The sequence below is a fragment of the Burkholderiales bacterium genome (assembly GCA_015075645.1).
Lineage (GTDB): Bacteria > Pseudomonadota > Gammaproteobacteria > Burkholderiales > Casimicrobiaceae > VBCG01.
On sequence record JABTUF010000001.1, the window covers coordinates 393,986 to 412,532 of the forward strand.

The 18,547-nt window shown below is 71.3% G+C and carries 19 protein-coding genes; 8 read left to right on the forward strand and 11 right to left on the reverse strand.

Features of this window, described 5'->3' with window-relative positions; all coding sequences use genetic code 11:
• Positions 1–62 precede the first annotated feature (62 nt).
• Positions 63–530 (reverse strand): GNAT family N-acetyltransferase, encoded by a 468-nt coding sequence (locus tag HS109_01785; GenBank protein MBE7521094.1) that lies wholly within the window; start codon positions 528–530, stop codon positions 63–65.
• A gap of 7 nt (positions 531–537) precedes the next feature.
• Positions 538–3,453, reverse strand: coding sequence for an excinuclease ABC subunit UvrA (gene uvrA / locus HS109_01790; protein MBE7521095.1), 2,916 nt, complete (start codon positions 3,451–3,453; stop codon positions 538–540).
• A gap of 157 nt (positions 3,454–3,610) precedes the next feature.
• On the opposite strand from uvrA, the gene HS109_01795 reads away from it, so the two are divergent.
• Both HS109_01795 and ssb read left to right on the forward strand, forming a co-directional pair.
• Positions 3,611–4,840: an MFS transporter gene (locus HS109_01795; protein MBE7521096.1), complete on the forward strand. Its 1,230-nt coding sequence runs from the start codon at positions 3,611–3,613 to the stop codon at positions 4,838–4,840.
• Between the two features lie 3 nt (positions 4,841–4,843).
• Positions 4,844–5,329, forward strand: a complete 486-nt coding sequence (gene ssb, locus HS109_01800; protein ID MBE7521097.1) for a single-stranded DNA-binding protein — start codon at positions 4,844–4,846, stop codon at positions 5,327–5,329.
• A 91-nt stretch (positions 5,330–5,420) separates the two neighbouring features.
• Here ssb and HS109_01805 read toward each other — a convergent pair whose 3' ends face one another.
• The 6 genes from HS109_01805 to HS109_01830 form a co-directional block, all read right to left on the reverse strand.
• Positions 5,421–5,879, reverse strand: coding sequence for a DUF1134 domain-containing protein (locus HS109_01805; protein MBE7521098.1), 459 nt, complete (start codon positions 5,877–5,879; stop codon positions 5,421–5,423).
• A gap of 55 nt (positions 5,880–5,934) precedes the next feature.
• Positions 5,935–7,098, reverse strand: coding sequence for a tRNA 2-thiouridine(34) synthase MnmA (gene mnmA, locus HS109_01810; protein ID MBE7521099.1), 1,164 nt, complete (start codon positions 7,096–7,098; stop codon positions 5,935–5,937).
• Complete coding sequence (locus tag HS109_01815; GenBank protein MBE7521100.1) at positions 7,095–7,571, reverse strand: NUDIX hydrolase; 477 nt, start codon at positions 7,569–7,571, stop codon at positions 7,095–7,097. The genes mnmA and HS109_01815 overlap by 4 nt, the downstream gene beginning before the upstream one ends.
• Positions 7,572–7,677: 106 nt before the next feature.
• Positions 7,678–8,061 (reverse strand): hypothetical protein, encoded by a 384-nt coding sequence (locus tag HS109_01820; protein MBE7521101.1) that lies wholly within the window; start codon positions 8,059–8,061, stop codon positions 7,678–7,680.
• Positions 8,062–8,459: 398 nt separating this feature from the next.
• Positions 8,460–9,179: a DnaA regulatory inactivator Hda gene (gene hda / locus HS109_01825; GenBank protein MBE7521102.1), complete on the reverse strand. Its 720-nt coding sequence runs from the start codon at positions 9,177–9,179 to the stop codon at positions 8,460–8,462.
• Between the two features lie 52 nt (positions 9,180–9,231).
• Positions 9,232–10,359, reverse strand: a complete 1,128-nt coding sequence (locus tag HS109_01830) for an AI-2E family transporter (GenBank protein ID MBE7521103.1) — start codon at positions 10,357–10,359, stop codon at positions 9,232–9,234.
• 91 nt (positions 10,360–10,450) lie between these two features.
• Between HS109_01830 and purM the strand changes: the two genes are divergently transcribed.
• From purM to HS109_01860, 6 genes are all read left to right on the forward strand, one after another.
• Positions 10,451–11,503: a phosphoribosylformylglycinamidine cyclo-ligase gene (gene purM / locus HS109_01835; GenBank protein ID MBE7521104.1), complete on the forward strand. Its 1,053-nt coding sequence runs from the start codon at positions 10,451–10,453 to the stop codon at positions 11,501–11,503.
• Between the two features lie 12 nt (positions 11,504–11,515).
• On the forward strand, positions 11,516–12,160 hold the full coding sequence (locus tag HS109_01840; protein MBE7521105.1) for a phosphoribosylglycinamide formyltransferase: 645 nt from the start codon (positions 11,516–11,518) through the stop codon (positions 12,158–12,160).
• A gap of 22 nt (positions 12,161–12,182) precedes the next feature.
• Positions 12,183–13,265, forward strand: a complete 1,083-nt coding sequence (locus tag HS109_01845; GenBank protein MBE7521106.1) for a DUF3108 domain-containing protein — start codon at positions 12,183–12,185, stop codon at positions 13,263–13,265.
• Between the two features lie 118 nt (positions 13,266–13,383).
• Positions 13,384–14,526 (forward strand): RsmB/NOP family class I SAM-dependent RNA methyltransferase, encoded by a 1,143-nt coding sequence (locus HS109_01850; GenBank protein ID MBE7521107.1) that lies wholly within the window; start codon positions 13,384–13,386, stop codon positions 14,524–14,526.
• A 7-nt stretch (positions 14,527–14,533) separates the two neighbouring features.
• On the forward strand, positions 14,534–15,811 hold the full coding sequence (locus HS109_01855) for a mechanosensitive ion channel (GenBank protein MBE7521108.1): 1,278 nt from the start codon (positions 14,534–14,536) through the stop codon (positions 15,809–15,811).
• 179 nt (positions 15,812–15,990) lie between these two features.
• Positions 15,991–17,190, forward strand: a complete 1,200-nt coding sequence (locus tag HS109_01860) for a fatty acid desaturase (protein ID MBE7521109.1) — start codon at positions 15,991–15,993, stop codon at positions 17,188–17,190.
• Between the two features lie 99 nt (positions 17,191–17,289).
• Here HS109_01860 and rpmG read toward each other — a convergent pair whose 3' ends face one another.
• From rpmG to radC, 3 genes are all read right to left on the reverse strand, one after another.
• Positions 17,290–17,445: a 50S ribosomal protein L33 gene (gene rpmG / locus HS109_01865; GenBank protein ID MBE7521110.1), complete on the reverse strand. Its 156-nt coding sequence runs from the start codon at positions 17,443–17,445 to the stop codon at positions 17,290–17,292.
• 16 nt (positions 17,446–17,461) lie between these two features.
• Entirely contained in the window at positions 17,462–17,698 is a 237-nt protein-coding gene (rpmB, locus tag HS109_01870) for a 50S ribosomal protein L28 (protein ID MBE7521111.1), read from the reverse strand.
• Positions 17,699–17,863: 165 nt separating this feature from the next.
• Complete coding sequence (gene radC / locus HS109_01875; GenBank protein MBE7521112.1) at positions 17,864–18,538, reverse strand: DNA repair protein RadC; 675 nt, start codon at positions 18,536–18,538, stop codon at positions 17,864–17,866.
• Between the last annotated feature and the right edge of the window lie 9 nt (positions 18,539–18,547).

The window sequence follows — 18,547 nt, forward strand, 5'->3', positions numbered from 1 at the left end:
TCGCGCAATCCGGCGTGCGACCTCACATGCACGCCCTCGCCGTCGAACGACACGCCACCGATTCAGCGCGGCGTCCGCAGGTAGCGCACGTCCGGTTCGCGTTCCTCGTTCCCCGCGCCGTCGGTGAACTCGACCGCCTCGAAGCCGTGCCTCTCGTAGAACCGGCGCGCACGCGCGTTGCGCTGGAACGCCCAGAGCTCGATCTTCGGCGATTCGGCCGCGATGCGTTCGAGAAGCCGCGTGCCGATGCCGTGCCCGGCCCAGTCCGGCGCGACGTAGAGCTGCATGAGCCAGGTGTCGCGCCGCGACGCGACCCCGATGATCGCCTCGCCCGCGCACGCGAGCCACACCGAGTGCGTCGCGAACACCGTGTCGCGCATCCAGGCGACGTCCTCGTCGGGCGTGTGCACGACGGCGAGCCAGGGCATCGCCGCGCGCATCGATGCGCGGTGCAATCGCGCCGCGGGCACGACGTCGGGCTCGCCGTGCGGCCTGCGCAGCACGACGCCGTCCGCGCAGCCGGGCCTCATCCCGCCATCACCCGAGGAGATCGCCCGACGCCTTGCGTCCGCTCGCGCGTTTCGCAGGCGACGCCGGCGCCTTGGACGAACGCCGGGCGTGCGCCTCGAGCGCCGGAGCGAGGTGGCGGCCGGTGTGGCTCGCCGGGTTTCGCGCGATGTCCTCGGGCGTGCCCTCCGCGACGATGCGCCCGCCGCCCGCCCCTCCCTCCGGCCCGAGGTCGACGACCCAGTCGGCGGTCTTGATGACGTCGAGGTTGTGCTCGATCACGACGACGGTGTTGCCGTGGTCGCGCAACCGATGCAGCACGGTGAGCAGGAGTTCGATGTCGTGGAAATGCAGTCCGGTCGTCGGCTCGTCGAGGATGTAGAGCGTGCGGCCGGTGTCGCGCTTCGAGAGTTCGAGCGCGAGCTTGACCCGCTGCGCCTCCCCGCCCGAGAGCGTCGTCGCCGACTGGCCGAGCGTGATGTAGCCCAGGCCGACGTCGAGCAACGTCGCGAGCTTGCGCGCGACCGCGGGCACCGGCTCGAAGAACGGGTGCGCCTGCTCGACGGTCATCGACAGCACCTCGTGGATGTTCCGGCCCTTGTAGCGGATGTCGAGCGTCTCGCGGTTGTAGCGCTGGCCGTGGCACACGTCGCAGGGGACGTAGACGTCGGGCAGGAAGTGCATCTCGACCTTGATGAGCCCGTCGCCCTGGCAGGCCTCGCAGCGCCCGCCCTTCACGTTGAAGGAGAACCGGCCCGGGCCATAGCCGCGCTCCCGCGCCTCCTTCACCTGCGCGAAGAGTTCGCGGATCGGCGTGAAGAGCCCGGTGTAGGTCGCCGGGTTGCTGCGCGGCGTGCGGCCGATCGGGCTCTGGTCGACGCTGATCACCTTGTCGAACTCGTCGACGCCCTCGATCGCGTCGTACGGCGCCGGCTCCTCCGCGCTGTCGTAGAGGTGGCGCGCCACCGCGAGGTAGAGCGTGTCGTTGATGAGCGTCGACTTGCCGGAGCCCGACACGCCGGTCACGCACACGAACAATCCGACCGGCAACACCAGCGTCACGTCGCGCAGGTTGTTGCCCCGCGCGCCGGTGATCGACATCGTGCGTCCCGGATCGGGCCTGCGGCGCCGCTCGGGCATCGGGATCTGCCGCCGGCCGGCGAGGTACTGCCCGGTGAGCGAATGCGCCGCGCGGCGGATGTCGTCCGGCGTCCCCTGCGCGACGACCTGTCCGCCATGCTCGCCCGCGCCCGGCCCCATGTCGACCACGTGGTCGGCCGCGAGGATCGCATCGTGGTCGTGCTCGACGACAATGACGCTGTTGCCCAAGTCGCGCAGGTGCTTCAGCGTCGCGAGCAGGCGGTCGTTGTCGCGCTGGTGCAGCCCGATCGAGGGCTCGTCCAGCACGTACATGACGCCGGTGAGCCCCGAGCCGATCTGCGACGCGAGCCGGATGCGCTGCGCCTCGCCGCCGGACAGCGTCTCCGCCGAGCGGTCGAGCGACAGGTAGTCGAGGCCGACGTTGTTCAGGAACGCGAGGCGCGAGACGATCTCCTTCACGATCTTCTCGGCGATCGACGCCTTGTGTCCCTCGAGCGCGAGGTCGGAGAAGAAACGCGAAGTCTCCTTGAGCGGCCACGCGGACACCTCGTAGATCGCGCGCGCCGACGCACCGGCGCCGACCTTCACGTGCCTCGCCTCGCGCTTCAGGCGCGTGCCGTGGCATTCCGGGCACGGCTTGCTGTTCAGGTACTTCGCGAGTTCCTCGCGCACCATCACGCTGTCGGTCTCGCGGTAGCGGCGCTCGAGGTTGGGCAGGATGCCCTCGAACGCGTGCTCGCGCGTCATCGGCCGGCCGCGCTCGGACAGGTAGGTGAACGGGATCTTCTCGTCGCCCGAACCGTTCAGCACCAGTGCCTGCACGCGCTCCGGCAGCTTCGAGAACGGCCGCTCGAGGTCGAAGCCGGCGTGCTTCGCGAGCGACTGCAGCAACTGGAAATAGAACTGGTTGCGCCGGTCCCAGCCCTTGATCGCGCCCGAGGCGAGCGAGAGCTGCGGGAACGCGACGACGCGCTTGGGATCGAAGAAGCTGATCGCGCCCAGTCCGTCGCAGCGCGGGCAGGCGCCGGCCGGATTGTTGAACGAGAACAGGCGCGGCTCGAGTTCGGCGAGCGAGTAGTTGCACGCCGGGCAGGCGAACTTCGAGCTGAACAGGTGCTCGCGCCCGGTGTCCATCTCGACCGCGATCGCGCGGCCGTCGCCGTGGCGCAGCGCGGTCTCGTAGGACTCCGCGAGCCGCTGCTTCAGGTCCGGCGCGACCTTCAGCCGGTCGACGACGACCTCGATCGTGTGCTTGGTCGTGCGCGCGAGCTTCGGCACCGCGTCGATCTCGTGCACACTGCCGTCGACGCGCACGCGCACGAAGCCCTGTGCGCGCAGTTCGACGAAGAGTTCGAGATGCTCGCCCTTCCGGTTCGTGACCACGGGCGCGAGGATCGCGAGCTTGGTGTCCGCCGGCAGCGCGAGCGTCGCGTCGACCATCTGCGAGATCGTCATCGACGCGAGTTTCCGGTCGGGGTGATCCGGGCAGTGGGGATCGCCGACGCGCGCGTAGAGGAGCCGCAGGTAGTCGTGGATCTCGGTGACGGTGCCCACCGTCGAGCGCGGATTGTGCGAGGTCGCCTTCTGCTCGATCGAGATCGCCGGCGAGAGCCCTTCGATCAGGTCGACGTCGGGCTTCTCCATCAACTGCAGGAACTGGCGCGCGTACGCGGAGAGCGACTCGACGTAGCGCCGCTGGCCTTCCGCGTAGAGCGTGTCGAACGCGAGCGAGCTCTTGCCCGAGCCCGAGAGCCCGGTGATCACGATCAGCCGGTGGCGCGGCAGGTCGAGATGGACGTTCTTGAGGTTGTGCGTGCGTGCGCCGCGGATGCGGATCTGGTCCATGCGTGCCCGGGAGTCGGCCCGCCCGCCGGACCTGTCCGAACGGACGAAGGCGAGCGAAGCGAACCTGTTAGTATAGTGTGTTCGGCGTGTCACGCGGCACCCTGGCCGCGACACGCGCCGCATGCTTCGTTCCGCCGCACCCTCGAGCGCCATCCCCATGTCGTCGATCGCCGCAGGCCCGCGCGCCGCCAGCCGCATGACGGCCGCGGAGCGGCGGGCGACCGCCTGCCTCGCCGGTGTCTCGGGCCTCCGCATGCTGGGCCTCTTCATCGTGCTGCCGGTGCTCGCGCTGCACGCCGAGTCGCTCCCCGGCGGCGGGGACCCCGCGCTGATCGGCATCGCGATCGGCGCCTACGGACTCGCTCAGGCGCTGCTGCAGATTCCGTTCGGCTGGGCCTCCGACCGCGTCGGCCGCAAGCCCGCGATCGCCGCCGGGCTCGCGGTGTTCGCCGCGGGCAGCTTCGTCGCCGCGTGGGCGCCGACGCTCCCCTGGCTCATCGCCGGGCGCGCGATCCAGGGCGCCGGCGCCGTGTCGGCCGCCGTGATGGCGCTCGCGGCGGACCTCACGCGCGATGAAGTGCGCACGCGCACGATGGCGGCGATCGGCATCACGATCGGCGCGGCCTTCGCGGTGTCGCTGGTCGCGGGCCCGGTGCTCGCCGGCGCGATCGGCGTGCCCGGCGTGTTCGTGCTCACCGGCGCGCTGGCGTGCACGGCGATCGCGGTGGTGCTGTGGGGCATTCCGCAGGCCCCCTCGACGGTCCACACCGCCGATCGCGCGGGCTTCGTCCGCGCACTCGCCGACGGCCAGTTGCTGCGCCTCGACCTCGGCGTCTTCGTGCTGCACGCGGTCATGTCGGCGCTGTTCCTGCAGATGCCGTTCGCGCTGCGCGACGCGGGCATCCCGGCCGAGCGGCACTGGACCGTCTACCTGCCGGTGCTCGTGGTCGCGGTGGCGGTGGTGATGCCGCTCTTTCGCGCGGTCGATCGACCGGAACGCAGCCGCATCGTGCTGCTGTCGGCGATCGGGACGCTCGTCGTCTCGCTGGTGGTCCTCGCGTTCGCCGGCGGTTCGCTGACGGCGCTCGTCGCGGGGCTCGCGGTGTTCTTCGCGGCCTTCACGCTGCTCGAGGCCGCGCTGCCGTCGATGGTGACGCGGTTCGCGCCGCGCGCAGCGCGCGGAACTGCCATCGGCGTGTACAGCGGCATGCAGTTCCTCGGCATGTTCGTCGGCGCGGCCACCGCCGGCGTCATCCTGAAGCACGCCGGCGCGACCGCGGTCTACCTCGCCGGTGCGCTGCTGACGTTGCTGTGGCTCGCCGCCGGCGCGACGATGACCAACCCGCCGGCGTCGCCGGATTCTCCCCTCTCGATCGGAAGGACCTGAACGATGGCATCGGTGAACAAGGTGATCCTGCTCGGCAACCTCGGCCGCGATCCCGAGACGCGCTACACGACCGGCGGCAGCGCGGTGACGAACCTGAACATCGCCACGTCCGAGCAGTGGAAGGACAAGAACGGCGAGAAGCAGGAGCGCACCGAGTGGCACCGCGTCGTGCTCTTCGACCGCCTGGCGGAAATCGCCGGCGAGTACCTGAAGAAGGGCCGCTCGGTCTACATCGAGGGGCGGCTGCAGACGCGCAAGTACACGGACAAGGACGGCGTCGAAAAGTACTCGACCGAAGTCGTCGCCGACCGCATGCAGCTCATCGGCGGCGGGCGCGATTCGGGCGGCGGCGGCGATGAAGAGCCGTCCGGCGGCGGTGGCGGTCGCGCGCCCGCGCGCGGCTCGGGCGGCGGCGCGCCGCGCGGGGGCGGAGCACCGTCGGGTGGCGGAAAGAAGCCCGACGACTTCGAGGACGACATCCCGTTCTGATCGGCGCCGCCGGAAGCGACACGGGGCCGCAACGCGGCCCCGTGCACGATGCGACGTTCCCGCGCGGATCGGAATCCGCGCGGACGCGCGATCAGTTGCGGATGCTGATGATCATGCCCGACAGGTCGATCGAGACCATGAGGCCGATCTGCGTGCCCTGCAGGCGCAGGCGCACGCCGCGCTGGTTCTGCAGTTCGGTGATGCCGACGCCGCCGGCCGCGGCCGCGCTCGCCGTGATGGCCGTGTAGGTGCCTTCGATGTCGCGGGCTTCCTTGAGGTTGTAGACCTCGCCGACGAAATCCGCGCGCGCGATGCCGATCGTCGCGCCGAGGCTCACGCCGCCGATGCCGAGGTTGTAACCCTTGTCGCGGAAGTACAGCGTGCCGCTGCCGCCGCTGCCTCCGACGATGAAGCCCGCGCGGAAGATGCGGATGTCGATCGTCGCGTCGGGGCGCGACGCGGTTTGCGCCTGCGCTGCGGTGGTGGCGGCGGCAGCGAGGACCGCGGCGCCGGTGGCGACGAACTTGCGTCGTGAATCGTTGTGATCCATCGGGTGCTCCGTGTCGGAGAGAGTATTCCGCGGCAGACGGCCCACGGAGGGGCCGTCATTCTGACACAACGGCCGTTCGGGCGAAAGCCGCAGCCGGAACCGGATCCATCCCGACTGCGCGCGGGTCGCACGCCGGGTCGACAACGCGCTCCGCACCGGTGATTTCCGCACCGCCGAGGCAGACCTCGCCGTCGTAGAGCACGAGGTATTGCCCCGGCGTCGGCGCGAACTGCGGCGCGTCGAAGGCGGCCCGCAGAGCGCCCCCGCGGGTGTCGACGATGCACGACGCATCCGCCATCCGGTATCGGGTCTTCGCCGCGAGGCGCGCGGGCAACGACGGAGCCTCGCCCGCGATCCAGTGCGGGTCGACCGCGTCGACGATCGAAGCATGAAGCATCGGATGGTCGTGGCCCTGCACGACGACGAGCGCGTTGCGTTCCGGGTCCTTCGCGGCGACGAACCACGGAGCCTCCGAGGCGCCACGCGCGCCTCCGATGCCGAGCCCCTGCCGCTGCCCGAGCGTGTAGTACGCGAGGCCCTGGTGGCGACCGACCTCGCGGCCCGCGGGCGTGACGATCGGTCCCGGCTCGCGCGGCAGGTAGCGCGCGAGGAACTCGCGGAACGGCCGCTCGCCGATGAAGCAGATGCCGGTCGAGTCGCGCTTGGCGTGGGTCGGCAATCCGGCGTCCCGCGCGATCTCGCGTACCCGGCGTTTCGCGAGGCCGCCCACCGGGAACGACACCGGCGCGAGTTGCTCCTGCGTCAGGCGGTGCAGGAAATAGCTCTGGTCCTTGGTCGCATCGGCGGCCTTCAGCAACTCGACGCGCCCGTCGACGCGGCGCACGCGCGCGTAGTGTCCGGTCGCGATGCGGTCGGCGCCGAGCGCGAGTGCGTGGTCGAGGAACGCGCGGAACTTGATTTCGCTGTTGCACAGGACATCGGGATTGGGCGTCCGGCCGGCGCGGTAGTCGGCAAGGAAGCTCGCGAACACCCGCTCGCGGTACTCGGCGGCGAAGTTCACCGCTTCGAGTTCGATGCCCAGCACGTCGGCGACCGCCGCCGCGTCGACCAGGTCCTCGCGCGAGCGGCACTCCTCGTCGCCCTCCCAGTTCTTCATGAAGACGCCGACCACCTCGTGGCCGGCCTCCTTCTCGAGGAGCGCCGCGACCGAGGAGTCCACGCCCCCCGACAGTCCGACGATGACGCGCTCGCGCTTCATCGCGACACGAGCCCCGCGCCTTCGCCGACGACCTCCTGCACGAGGTCGAGCGGCCAGCGCCGGCCGGCGCGGAAGTCGTCGATGCAGCGCAGGACGAGCGGGCTCCTGTGTTCGGCGCGCCGGGCGAGGACCTCGTCGTAGCGGAGCCACAACGCTTCGACGATGCCTTGGTCGAGCGCACGGCCGGACACCTGCGCGATCGGTCGCGCCGCGTACGCGAAGCGCACGAAGGTCGCGCCGTTGTCCGGCGCCTCCCAGCGGTAGACGCCGACGAGCGCGGTCGCCTCGACGCGCCACGCCGCCTCTTCGAGCGTCTCGCGCGCCGCGCCGGCCGGAGGCGATTCGCCCGGCTCGAGGTGCCCGGCTGGCTGGTTGAGCTTGAGGCCGCTCCGCGTGTGCTCGCGCACGAGCAGGAACGCGCCGTCCCGCTCGACGATCGCGGCGACGGTGACCGACGGGCGCGCGGGGGTGATTTCCCTCACGAAAGCGATCCCAGGAGTGCGCCCGTGCCGGGCGCACAAAAGGAAAAGGCAGGAGCGCGTGCGCCCCTGCCTTTCGATGCGGAGGAATGCGCGCCGGTTACTGCGTGGCGGCCTTCTGCATCTGCTTCTCGACCGCCGGGTCCTTCAGGTTCGGCTTGGCGACCCTCGGCGTGCCCTTCTCGGACTTCGCCTTGGCGACCGCGGCGGCTTCGCCCTGGGCGGTGTCGGCTTGCGCAGCGGCCTGCGTCGTCGAGGAAACGGCCTGCTGCTTTGCCGACTTGCCCTGCAGCGCCTTCGGCGTGCCCTTCTCGGACTTCGCCTTGGCGACCGCAGCGGCTTCGCTCTGGGCGGTGTTCTGCTCCGCGGCCTTCTGGGTGACCGACTGCACTTCCTGCTGCTTCTGCTTGGCGGTGGCGCCGGCCTGCGCGCCGGCAACGGTCGCGAACGAGGCCGCGATCAGCGCAACGAGGAGCTTGCTCATGGATTGTCCCTCAGTAAAAGCTGGTGGTGTGGGTGGATGGTTCCGGCCCCCCGAGGGACCGCTGTGAACCAAAGGTGTTCCAAAGCTTTGAAATCCTACGACGAAATGCCCGGCTCCGCAACCCCGACGCCCGTGCCGGCGCCCCGGGGAAGCCCGACCGGCCGCCACGCTCGCCGTGACCCCCGACGCGGCGCCGGGCATCGCGGAGGCGAGTGCCTGGGCCTTGGCGGGGGCCGCGGGCGCCGAAGCGGACCGGGCCGTCGAGCATGGACACATGCAATGCAACCCTCGATGGACGGAAGGTCGACGCCGAAGTCCTGCGTCGGCGCCCATAACGGCCCTCCGTTCGGGTGGGTTGACACGCTGCCGGACGGCGCGTTCGACACGCGAAGGCGCGTTCAGTCCTGCTTCAGTCCCGGATGATCCCCGGGCGGCGGATCCGGGTCGAACGACCGCTGCAGCCACTCGCGCAGGAGCGGCACCGTCACCGGGCGCTTCTGCGCCAGCGAACGCCGGTCGAGCGCGGCGAGCGCCGCGACGAGCGAACCCATGTCGCGTCGACCATGCGCGAGCAGGTAGGCGATCACCTCGTCGTCGAGCGCGAACCCGCGTGAGCGCGCGTAGGCCGCCAGCGCCGCCGGCTTGTCGGCGTCGGCGAGCGGCACGATCTCGTAGGCGAGTCCCCAGGCGAGCCGGGTCCGCACGTCGTCGCGGAACGGCAGCCGGGCCGGCGGCACGTCCGACGCCGCGACGAGCGTCCCGCCGCCCTCCTTCAAGGCGTTGTAGAGCGAGAAGAGCCGCGCCTGCGCCGACGGGTCCGCCTGCCCGATGTCGTCGATCGCCACCAGCATTCGCGGCTCGATCGAATGAGGCCACGCCGTCGCGCCGTCGCACAGGACGGCGGACCGCGCCGCCGCCCGTGCGGCGGCGCAGGTCGCCGCGAGCAGGTGCGACTTGCCGGCCCCCCGCGCCCCCCACACGACGATCCCGGTCTCGGCGAGCGCGCCCTCCGCTGCACGGCGCAACGCCTCCACGGCTTCGGCGTTGCGTCCCGCGACGAAGTTCGCGAAGGTCGGCGCCTCGGGGACCGCGAGATCGAAGACGAGTTGCTCGTTCACCGGGATGCGGAGACAGGATCGGTACGGCTCGCCATCGCGCGCCGTCGGGACGCTACGTTTCGTCGGGACCGTCGCCGTAGAGCGCGCTCTCGCTGTAGGCCGCGCGCAGGTGCCGCAAGCCGACGAGCAGCGCGGCCGACGCGGGCAGCGCGAGCAGCACGCCGGCGAAGCCGAAGAGCGTCCCGAACGCCAGCAGCGCGAAGATCACCGCGAGCGGGTGGAGCCCGATCCGGTCGCCGATGAGCCAGGGGATCAGCACGTAGTTCTCGAGCACCTGGCCGACCGCGTAGACCGACAGGATCGCGAGGAACGGCCCGACGCCGTTCCACTGCAGGAGCGCGGCGATCATGCCGAGCACGAAGCCGGTGCCGAAGCCCACGTAGGGGATGAACACGAGCAGCCCGGTGAGGACGCCGATGGGCAGTGCGTACTGGAGGCCCGCGATCGACAGGCCGATCATGTAGTAGAGCGCGAGCGACACCATGACGAGGCCCTGCCCGCGCAGGAATTCGGCGAGCACGGCGTCGACCTGGCCGGTGATCTGGCGCGTCCGCGCGCGCCAGCGGTGCGGCACCAGTTCGAAGAAGCGCTCCCAGATCATCGTCCAGTCGCGCAGGAGGTAGAACATCACGACCGGGATCAGCACCGCGTTGACGATGACCGCGAGCGCCAGCACTCCGCCCGCCCGCAGTCCGGACAGGAGGCGCAGGCTCAGCGCCTTCGCGCTCTCGACGTTCTCGGCGAGGAGGTCGCGCAGCGTGGCGAGGTCGAACGCGAGCGTGATGCCGAGGTTCCGCTCGACCCACGGCGCGACGTCGGCGAAGAGGCGGCCCGCGAGTTCGGGCAGCTTGGTCATCGCGAGCGCGAGTTCCGCCTGGACGAGCGGCACGAGCACCAGCAGCACCGCGAGCACCGCGACGATGAACAGGAGCACCGTGACCGTCGACCCGAGGGCGCGCGGCACCCCGCGGCGCTGCATCGCATTGACGATCGGCGTGCCGAGGTAGGCGAAGATCGCGCCGATCAAAAACGGCGTGAGGACCGGCCCCAGGAAGTGGAGCGCGAGCACCGCGACGATCGCGGCGCCGACGACCCACAGGTACTGCGGGATGGTGACCGGCCGGCGCGCGGGCTCGACGGGCGAGGTCGCGGCAGGCTCGTCGGGACGATGGGGATCCATTTCCGGTAGAATTCGCGCTCTCGACGGGCGTCGAACTGTACCGCGTTCGCGCCCCCGCGCCTAATTCAAACCCGGCTGCCGGGCCGACGCGATGCCGCCCGCCGATCCCTCCCCGACCCCAGGCCTCTCGTACCGCGACGCGGGCGTCGACATCGACGCTGGCGACGCGCTGGTCGAGCGCATCAAGCCGTTCGCCCGGCGCACGATGCGCCCCGAGGTGCTGGCCGGCATCGGCGGCTTCGGCGCCCTCGTCGAGATCGGAAAGCGCTTCCGTGAACCGGTACTGGTCGCGGGCACCGACGGCGTCGGCACCAAGCTGAAGCTCGCCTTCGCGCTCGACCGGCACGACACGATCGGCATCGATCTCGTCGCGATGAGCGCGAACGACATCCTGGTCCAGGGCGCCGAGCCGCTGTTCTTCCTCGACTACTTCGCGTGCGGGCGGCTCGACGTCGACGTCGCGGCACGCGTCGTGCAGGGCATCGCGCGCGGCTGCGAACTCGCCGGCTGCGCGCTGATCGGCGGCGAGACCGCCGAGATGCCGGGCATGTACGCGGAGGGCGAATACGACCTCGCGGGCTTCGCGGTCGGCGTCGTCGAGAAGTCCCGCATCATCGACGGCCGGAGCATCGTCCCCGGCGACGCGGTGCTCGGCCTCGCCTCGTCCGGGCCGCATTCGAACGGCTACTCGCTCGTCCGCCGCATCGTCGACGACGCGAAGGCGGATCTCGCGTCGTCGCTCGACGGCGGCACGCTCGCCGACGCGCTGATGGCGCCCACGCGCATCTACGTGAAGCCGATGCTCGCGCTGATGCGCGCGCTGCCGGTCAAGGGCATGGCCCACATCACCGGCGGCGGCATCACCGAGAACGTGCCGCGCATGCTGCCCGCCGGCGTGCAGGCGCGGCTGGAGCGCGCGAGCTGGAAGCGCCCCGCGGTGTTCGACTGGCTCGCGCAGCACGGGCGCGTCGACGACGCCGAGATGCTGCGCGTGTTCAACTGCGGCGTCGGGCTCGCGGTCGTCGTCGCCCCCGAGCACGAGGCGCGCGCGCTCTCGATGCTCGCGGACGCGGGCGAGCGGGCATGGCGGCTGGGCACGATCGTGGCGCGGCCGGACGGTGCGCCGGCGGCCCTCGTCGCCTGACGCGCGGCGCGCGTGGCGCTCGCCCGCATCACCGTCCTCGTCTCGGGCCGCGGGTCGAACCTCGGTGCGCTCTTGGCGTCCGAGCGCGCCGGCGCGCTGAAGGGGAGCATCACCCACGTGATCTCGAACCGCCCGGACGCGGGCGGACTCGCCCTCGCACGCGAGCACGGCATCGCGACCTCGGTGATCGATCACCGCGGCTTCGCGAGCCGCGACGCGTTCGACGCGGCGCTCGTCGCCGAGATCGACCGGACCGAACCCGATCTCGTCGTGCTCGCCGGATTCATGCGCGTGCTCGGACGCGCCGCGGTCGAGCGTTACTCGGGCCGGCTCATCAACATCCATCCGTCGCTCCTGCCCGCGTACCCCGGACTGCACACCCACCGCCGGGCGCTCGCCGACGGCGTCGCGATGCACGGCTGCACCGTGCACTTCGTGACGCCCGAGGTCGACGTCGGACCGATCATCGCGCAGTCCGCGCTCGCGGTGCACCGCGACGACGACGAGGCTTCGCTCGCCGAACGCGTGCTCGCGCTCGAGCACCGGCTCCTGCCCGCGGCGGTCGGCTGGTTCTGCGAGGGCCGGCTCGTCATCGACGGGATGCGCGTGCGCGTTGAGGAGCCGGGCACCGTGCCGCTGCGTTCGCGGCCCGGCTGACGACCGCTCCCGAAACTCGACGATGAACGCCACGACGCTTCCCGCACCGGCCGCACGCCGCACCGCGCCTGCGGCATCGGGCGTGCACGGCCGCGTCCTCGCGATCGCGCTGGCCGCATCGCTCGCCCTGCACGTCGCGGCCACGTTCTGGCCGGTCGAGTTGCCGTCCGACCCGGAAGCGATCGTGCTCTCGGCGACGATCACCGAGTTGCCTCCGCCGCCGCTGCCCGCGCCCGCGCCCCCCGCGCCGAAGCCGAAGGCGAAGCCCAAGCCCAAGCTGTCCGCGCCTCCGGTGGCGGCGCCGGTCGAGCCCGCGCCCGAGCCCGAGCCGGCGGCGCCTGCGGACGCGCCGCCGGTGGACGCGGCGCCGCCGCGCGAGGCCGAGCCCGTGCAGGCCCCGCCCGCGCTCGTCGAGGAGACGGCGCGCGCGGAACTGCCGCCGGCACCCTCGATGAAGACGCTGCCCGCGCGCGTCGATCTCACCTACCGCGTCACCTACGGTCCCGGCATCTACATAGGAGACGCGACCTACCGGTTCGAGCACGCGGCGAACCGCTACACGGTCTCGACCGTCGGCGAGGCGCGCGGGCTCGCCGCGCTCGTGCTGCGCGGACAGGGCCGAATCGACGTGCGCGGCCTCATCACCGCGCAGGGCCTGCAGCCGTGGGAACTCGCGGTCGAGCGCGGCAGCCGCGACCGCCGCGAAGTCGCGACCTTCGACTGGGAATCGGGCATCGCGACGCTCACCGGCGACAAGACCGCGGCGCTCGAGCTGCCGACCTTCGATCCGCTGTCGCTGATGTGGCAGTTCTACTTCGTGCCGCCCACCGGCGACGAACAGGTCTTCAACCTGGTGACGACGCGGCGCGTGATGCGCATCACGGTGAAACGCGAAGGGACCGAGACCGTCGCCTGGCCCTACGGCGACGTCGCCGCGGAGCGCTGGCATCGCACGAGCGAGGACGGCCGCACCGAGTCGATCGTGTGGCTCGCGCCCTCGCTCCGCTACCTGCCGATCAGGATGCGCATCAGCCACACGCTGCGCGGCACGCTCGAGGTCGAACTCGCGTCGATCCGCGTCGACGACGGTGAGCGCGGTGAATAGACGCGCGGTGTTCGCGCCTGCCCGCGTGGCCGCGCTCGCCGACGCGGTCCGTGCGCTCGCTCCGCTCGACGCGCCGGCCGACCTGCGGCTGCGCCAGTTCTTCCGCACGCGGCCAGCCATGGGCAAAGAGGATCGCGCCGAGATCGCCGAGGGCGTGTACGCGTGGCTGCGGCGCAAGCGCTCGACCGAAGCGCTCGCCGGGTCGCACGATCCGCGCCGCATCGCGCTCGTCGTGCTGGTGCGCGACCTCGCCCGCTCGGTGCGCGACCTCGAACGCGCGCTCGATGCCGACGAGCGCGAATGGCTCGCGGCGCTCAAGGGCCGGCTCGGCGAACGGCAGCCCGACATCGTGGCGGCGGAGCTTCCGGACTGGTTGTGGGAACGGCTGGGCGAGATCCTCGGCGCCGAAGGGCGCGCCGCCTTCGCGCGCGGAGCGGCCGAACGCGCGCCGTTGGACCTGCGGGTCAACGCGCTCAAGGCCACGCGCGACGAGGTGCTCGCGCAACTCGCGCAGGACGGCATCGACGCGACGCCGACGCCGTGGTCGCCGTGGGGACTGCGCGTGCGCGGACGCCCGATGCTCGGGCAGCATCCGTGGTTCGTCGACGGACGGCTCGAGGTGCAGGACGAGGGGAGCCAGCTCATCGCGTTCCTCGTCGCGCCACGGCGCGGCGAGATGGTGGTGGATTTCTGCGCCGGCGCCGGCGGGAAGACGCTCGCGCTCGGCGTGCTGATGCGCTCGCAGGGCCGGCTCTACGCGTTCGACACGGTCGAGAAGCGCCTCGCCGCCTTCAAGCCGCGGCTCGCGCGCTCGGGCCTGTCGAACGTGCATCCGCAACTGATCGCGCACGAGCGCGACGCGCGCGTGAAGCGCCTCGCGGGCAAGGTCGACCGCGTGCTCGTCGACGCCCCGTGCACCGGCACCGGGACGCTGCGCCGCAATCCGGACCTCAAGTGGCGCCACCGTCCGTTCGACGTCGCCGAACTGGCCGCGAAGCAGGCCGCGATCCTCGCCTCCGCCGCGACGCTCGTGAAGCCGGGCGGGCGCGTGGTCTACGCGACCTGCAGCGTGCTGCCGGAGGAGAACGAGCGCGTCGTCGACGAATTCCTCGCGCGCCACCCGGAGTTCCGCCGCGGCGATGCGCGCGCCGAACTCGCGCGCGCCGGCATCGGCCTCGACACCGGCGCGGATCTCGTGCTGTCGACCGCGAAGCACGGCTGCGACGCGTTCTACGCCGCGATCCTCGAGCGCGCGCGATAATGGCGCGATGACGTCCATCGCCTTCGACCGCCTGGTCGCCGCCCTCGAGTCGCCGAGGGGCGCGCTTCAACTGGGCGCGCTCGCCGCCTGCGTCGCGCTCGCCTGGCTCGCCGATCACCTGGTCTCGACCCGCTTCGGCCGCGACACCGACCGGCGCGGCGGGCGGATCGCGCTCGGCGCCTTCCCGCTCGCGCTGCTCGCGCTCGTGCTGCTCGTGCGGGCCGGATTCAAGCCCTCGGGCCCCACGCACGTGCTCGACCTCGCGATCCCGCTGGTCGTCGCGCTCGCGGTGATCCGCCTGCTCGTCTACGTGATGCGGCGGCTCTTCGCCAACGCCCCGTGGGTCAAGTCCTCGGAACGGGCGATCGCGTTCGCCATCTGGGCGATCTTGGCGCTGCACTACCTCGGCGTCACCGCCGAGGTGAACGAGATGCTCGAGCGCATCGTCGTGCCGCTCGGCAAGCAGAACGTCTCGGTGTTCGCCATCGGCCAGGGATTCCTGGTCGTGCTGGTCGCCGTGGCGACGACGCTGTGGCTGTCGAGCTTCGTCGAGAAGCGGCTGATGGCGCTCGAGTTCGACATCAACGCGCGCGTCGTGCTGTCGAAGTTCCTGCGCGCGTTCTTCGTCGTCGTCGGCGTGCTGATCTCGCTGCCCGCCATCGGGGTCGATCTCACGCTGCTGTCGGTGTTCGGCGGCGCGCTCGGCGTCGGCATCGGCCTCGGACTGCAGAAGCTCGCGTCGAACTACATCGCCGGCTTCACGATCCTGCTCGACAAGTCGATCCGGGTCGGCGACACGATCACGGTCGACGGGCGCCAGGGCAGGATCGTCCGCGTCACCTCGCGCTACGTGGTGGTGCGCTCGAACGACGGCATCGACGCGATCGTGCCCAACGAGACGCTCGTGACCACGACGGTGCTGAACCACCCGGTGCGCGACGAACGCATCCGGATCGTCACGCCGGTGCTGGTCGCGCACGGCACGGACGTCGCGCGCGCGCTGTCGATCCTCGTCGAAGCGGCGCTCGCCGAGCCGCGCGTGCTCCGCGAGCCGGGGCGCGCCCCCGACGCGTACGCGACCGGGGTCGGCGAGATGGGCACCTCGATCGAGCTGGCCGTCTGGATCGCCGACCCGCAGAACGGCCAGGTCAACCTGCGCAGCTCGATCCTCGCCCGCGCGCTCTCCGAGTTCGCAGCGGCGGGATTCCCCAGTCCCACGCGGTTTCGCGATCTGCGCCCCGAGTCGCCCCCGGGGGGCGCTCCGGCAATCCCGCCTGGATCCTGATGCCCTCGCGCTGGCCTGCCCGGGTTGAGAAACCTCACGCTAAGCAGCACCTTTTCGTTCGACTGTCCTCCTCGCCGCCGGTCAGCCGGTAGACGGCGCCCGGGGCAACCCCCGGCGCGAGTACAATCCGGGCCATCACGAACCTGCTTCGCGGCCCGACCGGGCCACGGAACGACTCCATGATCGATTTCGACGCCGTCCTGACCTTCCTCGCCCGCGGCCTGATCGACCTGCCCTGGTGGGGCTACGTCGTCGTCGCGCTGGTCCTGACGCACATCACGATCGCGTCGGTCACGATCTTCCTGCACCGCTGCCAGGCGCACCGCGCGCTCGACCTCCACCCGGCGGTGTCGCACTTCTTCCGCTTCTGGCTGTGGCTCACCACCGGCATGGTCACCAAGGAGTGGGCCGCGATCCACCGCAAGCACCACGCGAAGGTCGAGACCGCCGACGATCCGCACAGCCCGATGACGCGCGGCCTGTCGACCGTGCTGTGGCGCGGGGCCGAACTCTACCGCGACGAGGCGAAGAACGCGGCCACGATGACGCAGTACGGGCACGGCACGCCCGACGACTGGCTCGAGCGCAACGTCTACGCGCGGTACTCGTGGCAGGGCGTCGGCCTGATGCTCGCGATCGACCTCATGCTCTTCGGCGCGCCCGGCGCGACGATCTGGGCGGTGCAGATGGCGTGGATCCCTTTCTTCGCCGCAGGCGTCGTCAACGGCGTCGGCCACTACTGGGGCTACCGCAACTACGCCACCGCCGACACGTCGACCAACCTGGGCCCGATCGGCATCCTGATCGGCGGCGAGGAACTGCACAACAACCACCACGCGTACGGCACGTCGGCCAAGTTCTCGGCGCAGTGGTACGAGTTCGACCTGGGCTGGGCCTACATCCGCACGCTCTCGGCGCTCGGGCTCGCGAAGGTTCGCCGCCTCGCCCCGAAGCTCAGGCTGGACTCGGCGAAGCCGCACGCCGACCACGCGACGCTGCAGGCGGTGATCACCCACCGCTACCACGTGGCGACGAGCTACGCGCGGTCGCTCAAGGCCGCGTGCCGCGCCGAACTCGAATCGCTGCGCGAGCGGGCACGCCACGTCGAACTGCCGAGCGCCGGCCGGCTCAAGCGCTGGCTGATCGACCCCGAGGCGCTGCCGGAGGGCGAGCGCGCCCGGCTCGCGGACCTCGCGAAACACAGCCGCGTGATCGAGAAGATGGTCGCGATGCGCTCCGAACTCTCGTCCTTGTGGGCGCGCTCGACCGAGTCGTCCGAGCAACTGCTCGCGCGCCTGCAGGACTGGTGCCATCGCGCGGAGGCGTCGGGCATCCCGCCGCTCGCGCAATTCTCGCTGCAGCTCAAGCGCTACGCCTGACGGCGCGCGGGCTCGTCCGCGCCGCGGCGGCCGCCAGGAAACGACGAAGGGCCGCTTCCGCGGCCCTTCGTCGTTCCAGCGGTCCGGCGTCGGGCCGGACTACTTGATCTTCGTTTCCTTGTAGTCGACGTGCTTGCGGGCGACCGGATCGAACTTCTTGATCACCATCTTCTCCGGCATCGTCTTCTTGTTCTTGGTCGTCGTGTAGAAGTGGCCGGTCCCGGCCGACGACTCGAGCTTGATCTTCTCGCGCATGGTCGTGCTCCCTGCGTCAGACGCGCTCGCCGCGGGCCCGCAGGTCCGCGAGCACCGCGTCGATGCCGTTCTTGTCGATGGTGCGCAGCGCGTGGGTGGTGAGCCGCAGGCTCACCCAGCGGTTCTCGCTCTCGACCCAGAACCGGCGACGCTGCAGGTTGGGCAGGAAGCGCCGGCGCGTCTTGTTGTTGGCGTGGGACACGTGGTGGCCCGTCATCGGGGCCTTCCCGGTCACCTGGCAGACTCGAGCCATGGCTCGCTCCTTCTTCAATCGTTCGAACGGCAAAGAGCGCGATTATCGCAGTTTTTCGCCGTCGAATCAACGGTGTCCGCCGGCCGGCGGCTTCGGGCGCCGGCCCCGGACCCGGGCGGCCTCCATGTCGCACAATCGTTATGAATCAATCGTTTATGATTCGCCTCACAGCAGCCCGCGCTCGGCGAACGAGGTCACGTGCGGGCCGGCGACGACCAGGTGGTCGAGCGTGCGCACGTCGACCAGCGTGAGCGCGTTGCGCAGCGACTGGGTGAGGAGTTCGTCGGCCCGCGAAGGCTCGGCGACGCCCGACGGGTGGTTGTGCGCGAAGATCACCGCCGCCGCCTCGCGCCGCAGCGCGGCCTTGACCACCTCGCGCGGGTAGACGCTCGTCTGCGCGAGCGTGCCGCGGGCGAGTTCCTCCGCGGCGATCAGCCGGTGCTGGCTGTCGAGGAACAGGCCGAGAAACACCTCGACCGTCTCCGGCGAGAGGCGAAGCTTCAGGTAGTCGCGCACCGCGTCGGGCGAGGTGAGCACGTCGCCCTGCGCGATCTCGGCGCGCAGGACGCGCCGCGCGATCTCGAGGCCGGCGGCGAGCTTGGCGGCCTTCGCGGCGCCGACGCCGCGCGAGGACGCGAGCGCCGCCGCCGGCGCGTTCGCGAGACCGCGCAGGCCGCCCCGTGCTTCGATGAGCGTGCGCGCGACTTCCAGCGCCGACGCGCCCCGCGCTCCGGTGCCGAGCACCACCGCCACCAGTTCGGCATCGGTGAGGCTCGCCACGCCGCGCGCGGCGAGGCGTTCGCGGGGGCGTTCGTCGTGCTGCGGCCGGGTCGTCTCCATGGCAAAGAG

Bases quoted from the DNA above. Each gene is read 5' to 3' on its own strand.
- HS109_01785 (MBE7521094.1), bottom strand. From the start codon at position 530: ATGAGGCCCGGCTGCGCGGACGGCGTCGTGCTGCGCAGGCCGCACGGC.
- uvrA (MBE7521095.1), bottom strand. From the start codon at position 3,453: ATGGACCAGATCCGCATCCGCGGCGCACGCACGCACAACCTCAAGAAC.
- HS109_01795 (MBE7521096.1), top strand. From the start codon at position 3,611: ATGTCGTCGATCGCCGCAGGCCCGCGCGCCGCCAGCCGCATGACGGCC.
- ssb (MBE7521097.1), top strand. From the start codon at position 4,844: ATGGCATCGGTGAACAAGGTGATCCTGCTCGGCAACCTCGGCCGCGAT.
- HS109_01805 (MBE7521098.1), bottom strand. From the start codon at position 5,879: ATGGATCACAACGATTCACGACGCAAGTTCGTCGCCACCGGCGCCGCG.
- mnmA (MBE7521099.1), bottom strand. From the start codon at position 7,098: ATGAAGCGCGAGCGCGTCATCGTCGGACTGTCGGGGGGCGTGGACTCC.
- HS109_01820 (MBE7521101.1), bottom strand. From the start codon at position 8,061: ATGAGCAAGCTCCTCGTTGCGCTGATCGCGGCCTCGTTCGCGACCGTT.
- HS109_01830 (MBE7521103.1), bottom strand. From the start codon at position 10,359: ATGGATCCCCATCGTCCCGACGAGCCTGCCGCGACCTCGCCCGTCGAG.
- purM (MBE7521104.1), top strand. From the start codon at position 10,451: ATGCCGCCCGCCGATCCCTCCCCGACCCCAGGCCTCTCGTACCGCGAC.
- HS109_01845 (MBE7521106.1), top strand. From the start codon at position 12,183: ATGAACGCCACGACGCTTCCCGCACCGGCCGCACGCCGCACCGCGCCT.
- HS109_01850 (MBE7521107.1), top strand. From the start codon at position 13,384: ATGGGCAAAGAGGATCGCGCCGAGATCGCCGAGGGCGTGTACGCGTGG.
- HS109_01855 (MBE7521108.1), top strand. From the start codon at position 14,534: ATGACGTCCATCGCCTTCGACCGCCTGGTCGCCGCCCTCGAGTCGCCG.
- HS109_01860 (MBE7521109.1), top strand. From the start codon at position 15,991: ATGATCGATTTCGACGCCGTCCTGACCTTCCTCGCCCGCGGCCTGATC.
- rpmG (MBE7521110.1), bottom strand. From the start codon at position 17,445: ATGCGCGAGAAGATCAAGCTCGAGTCGTCGGCCGGGACCGGCCACTTC.
- rpmB (MBE7521111.1), bottom strand. From the start codon at position 17,698: ATGGCTCGAGTCTGCCAGGTGACCGGGAAGGCCCCGATGACGGGCCAC.
- radC (MBE7521112.1), bottom strand. From the start codon at position 18,538: ATGGAGACGACCCGGCCGCAGCACGACGAACGCCCCCGCGAACGCCTC.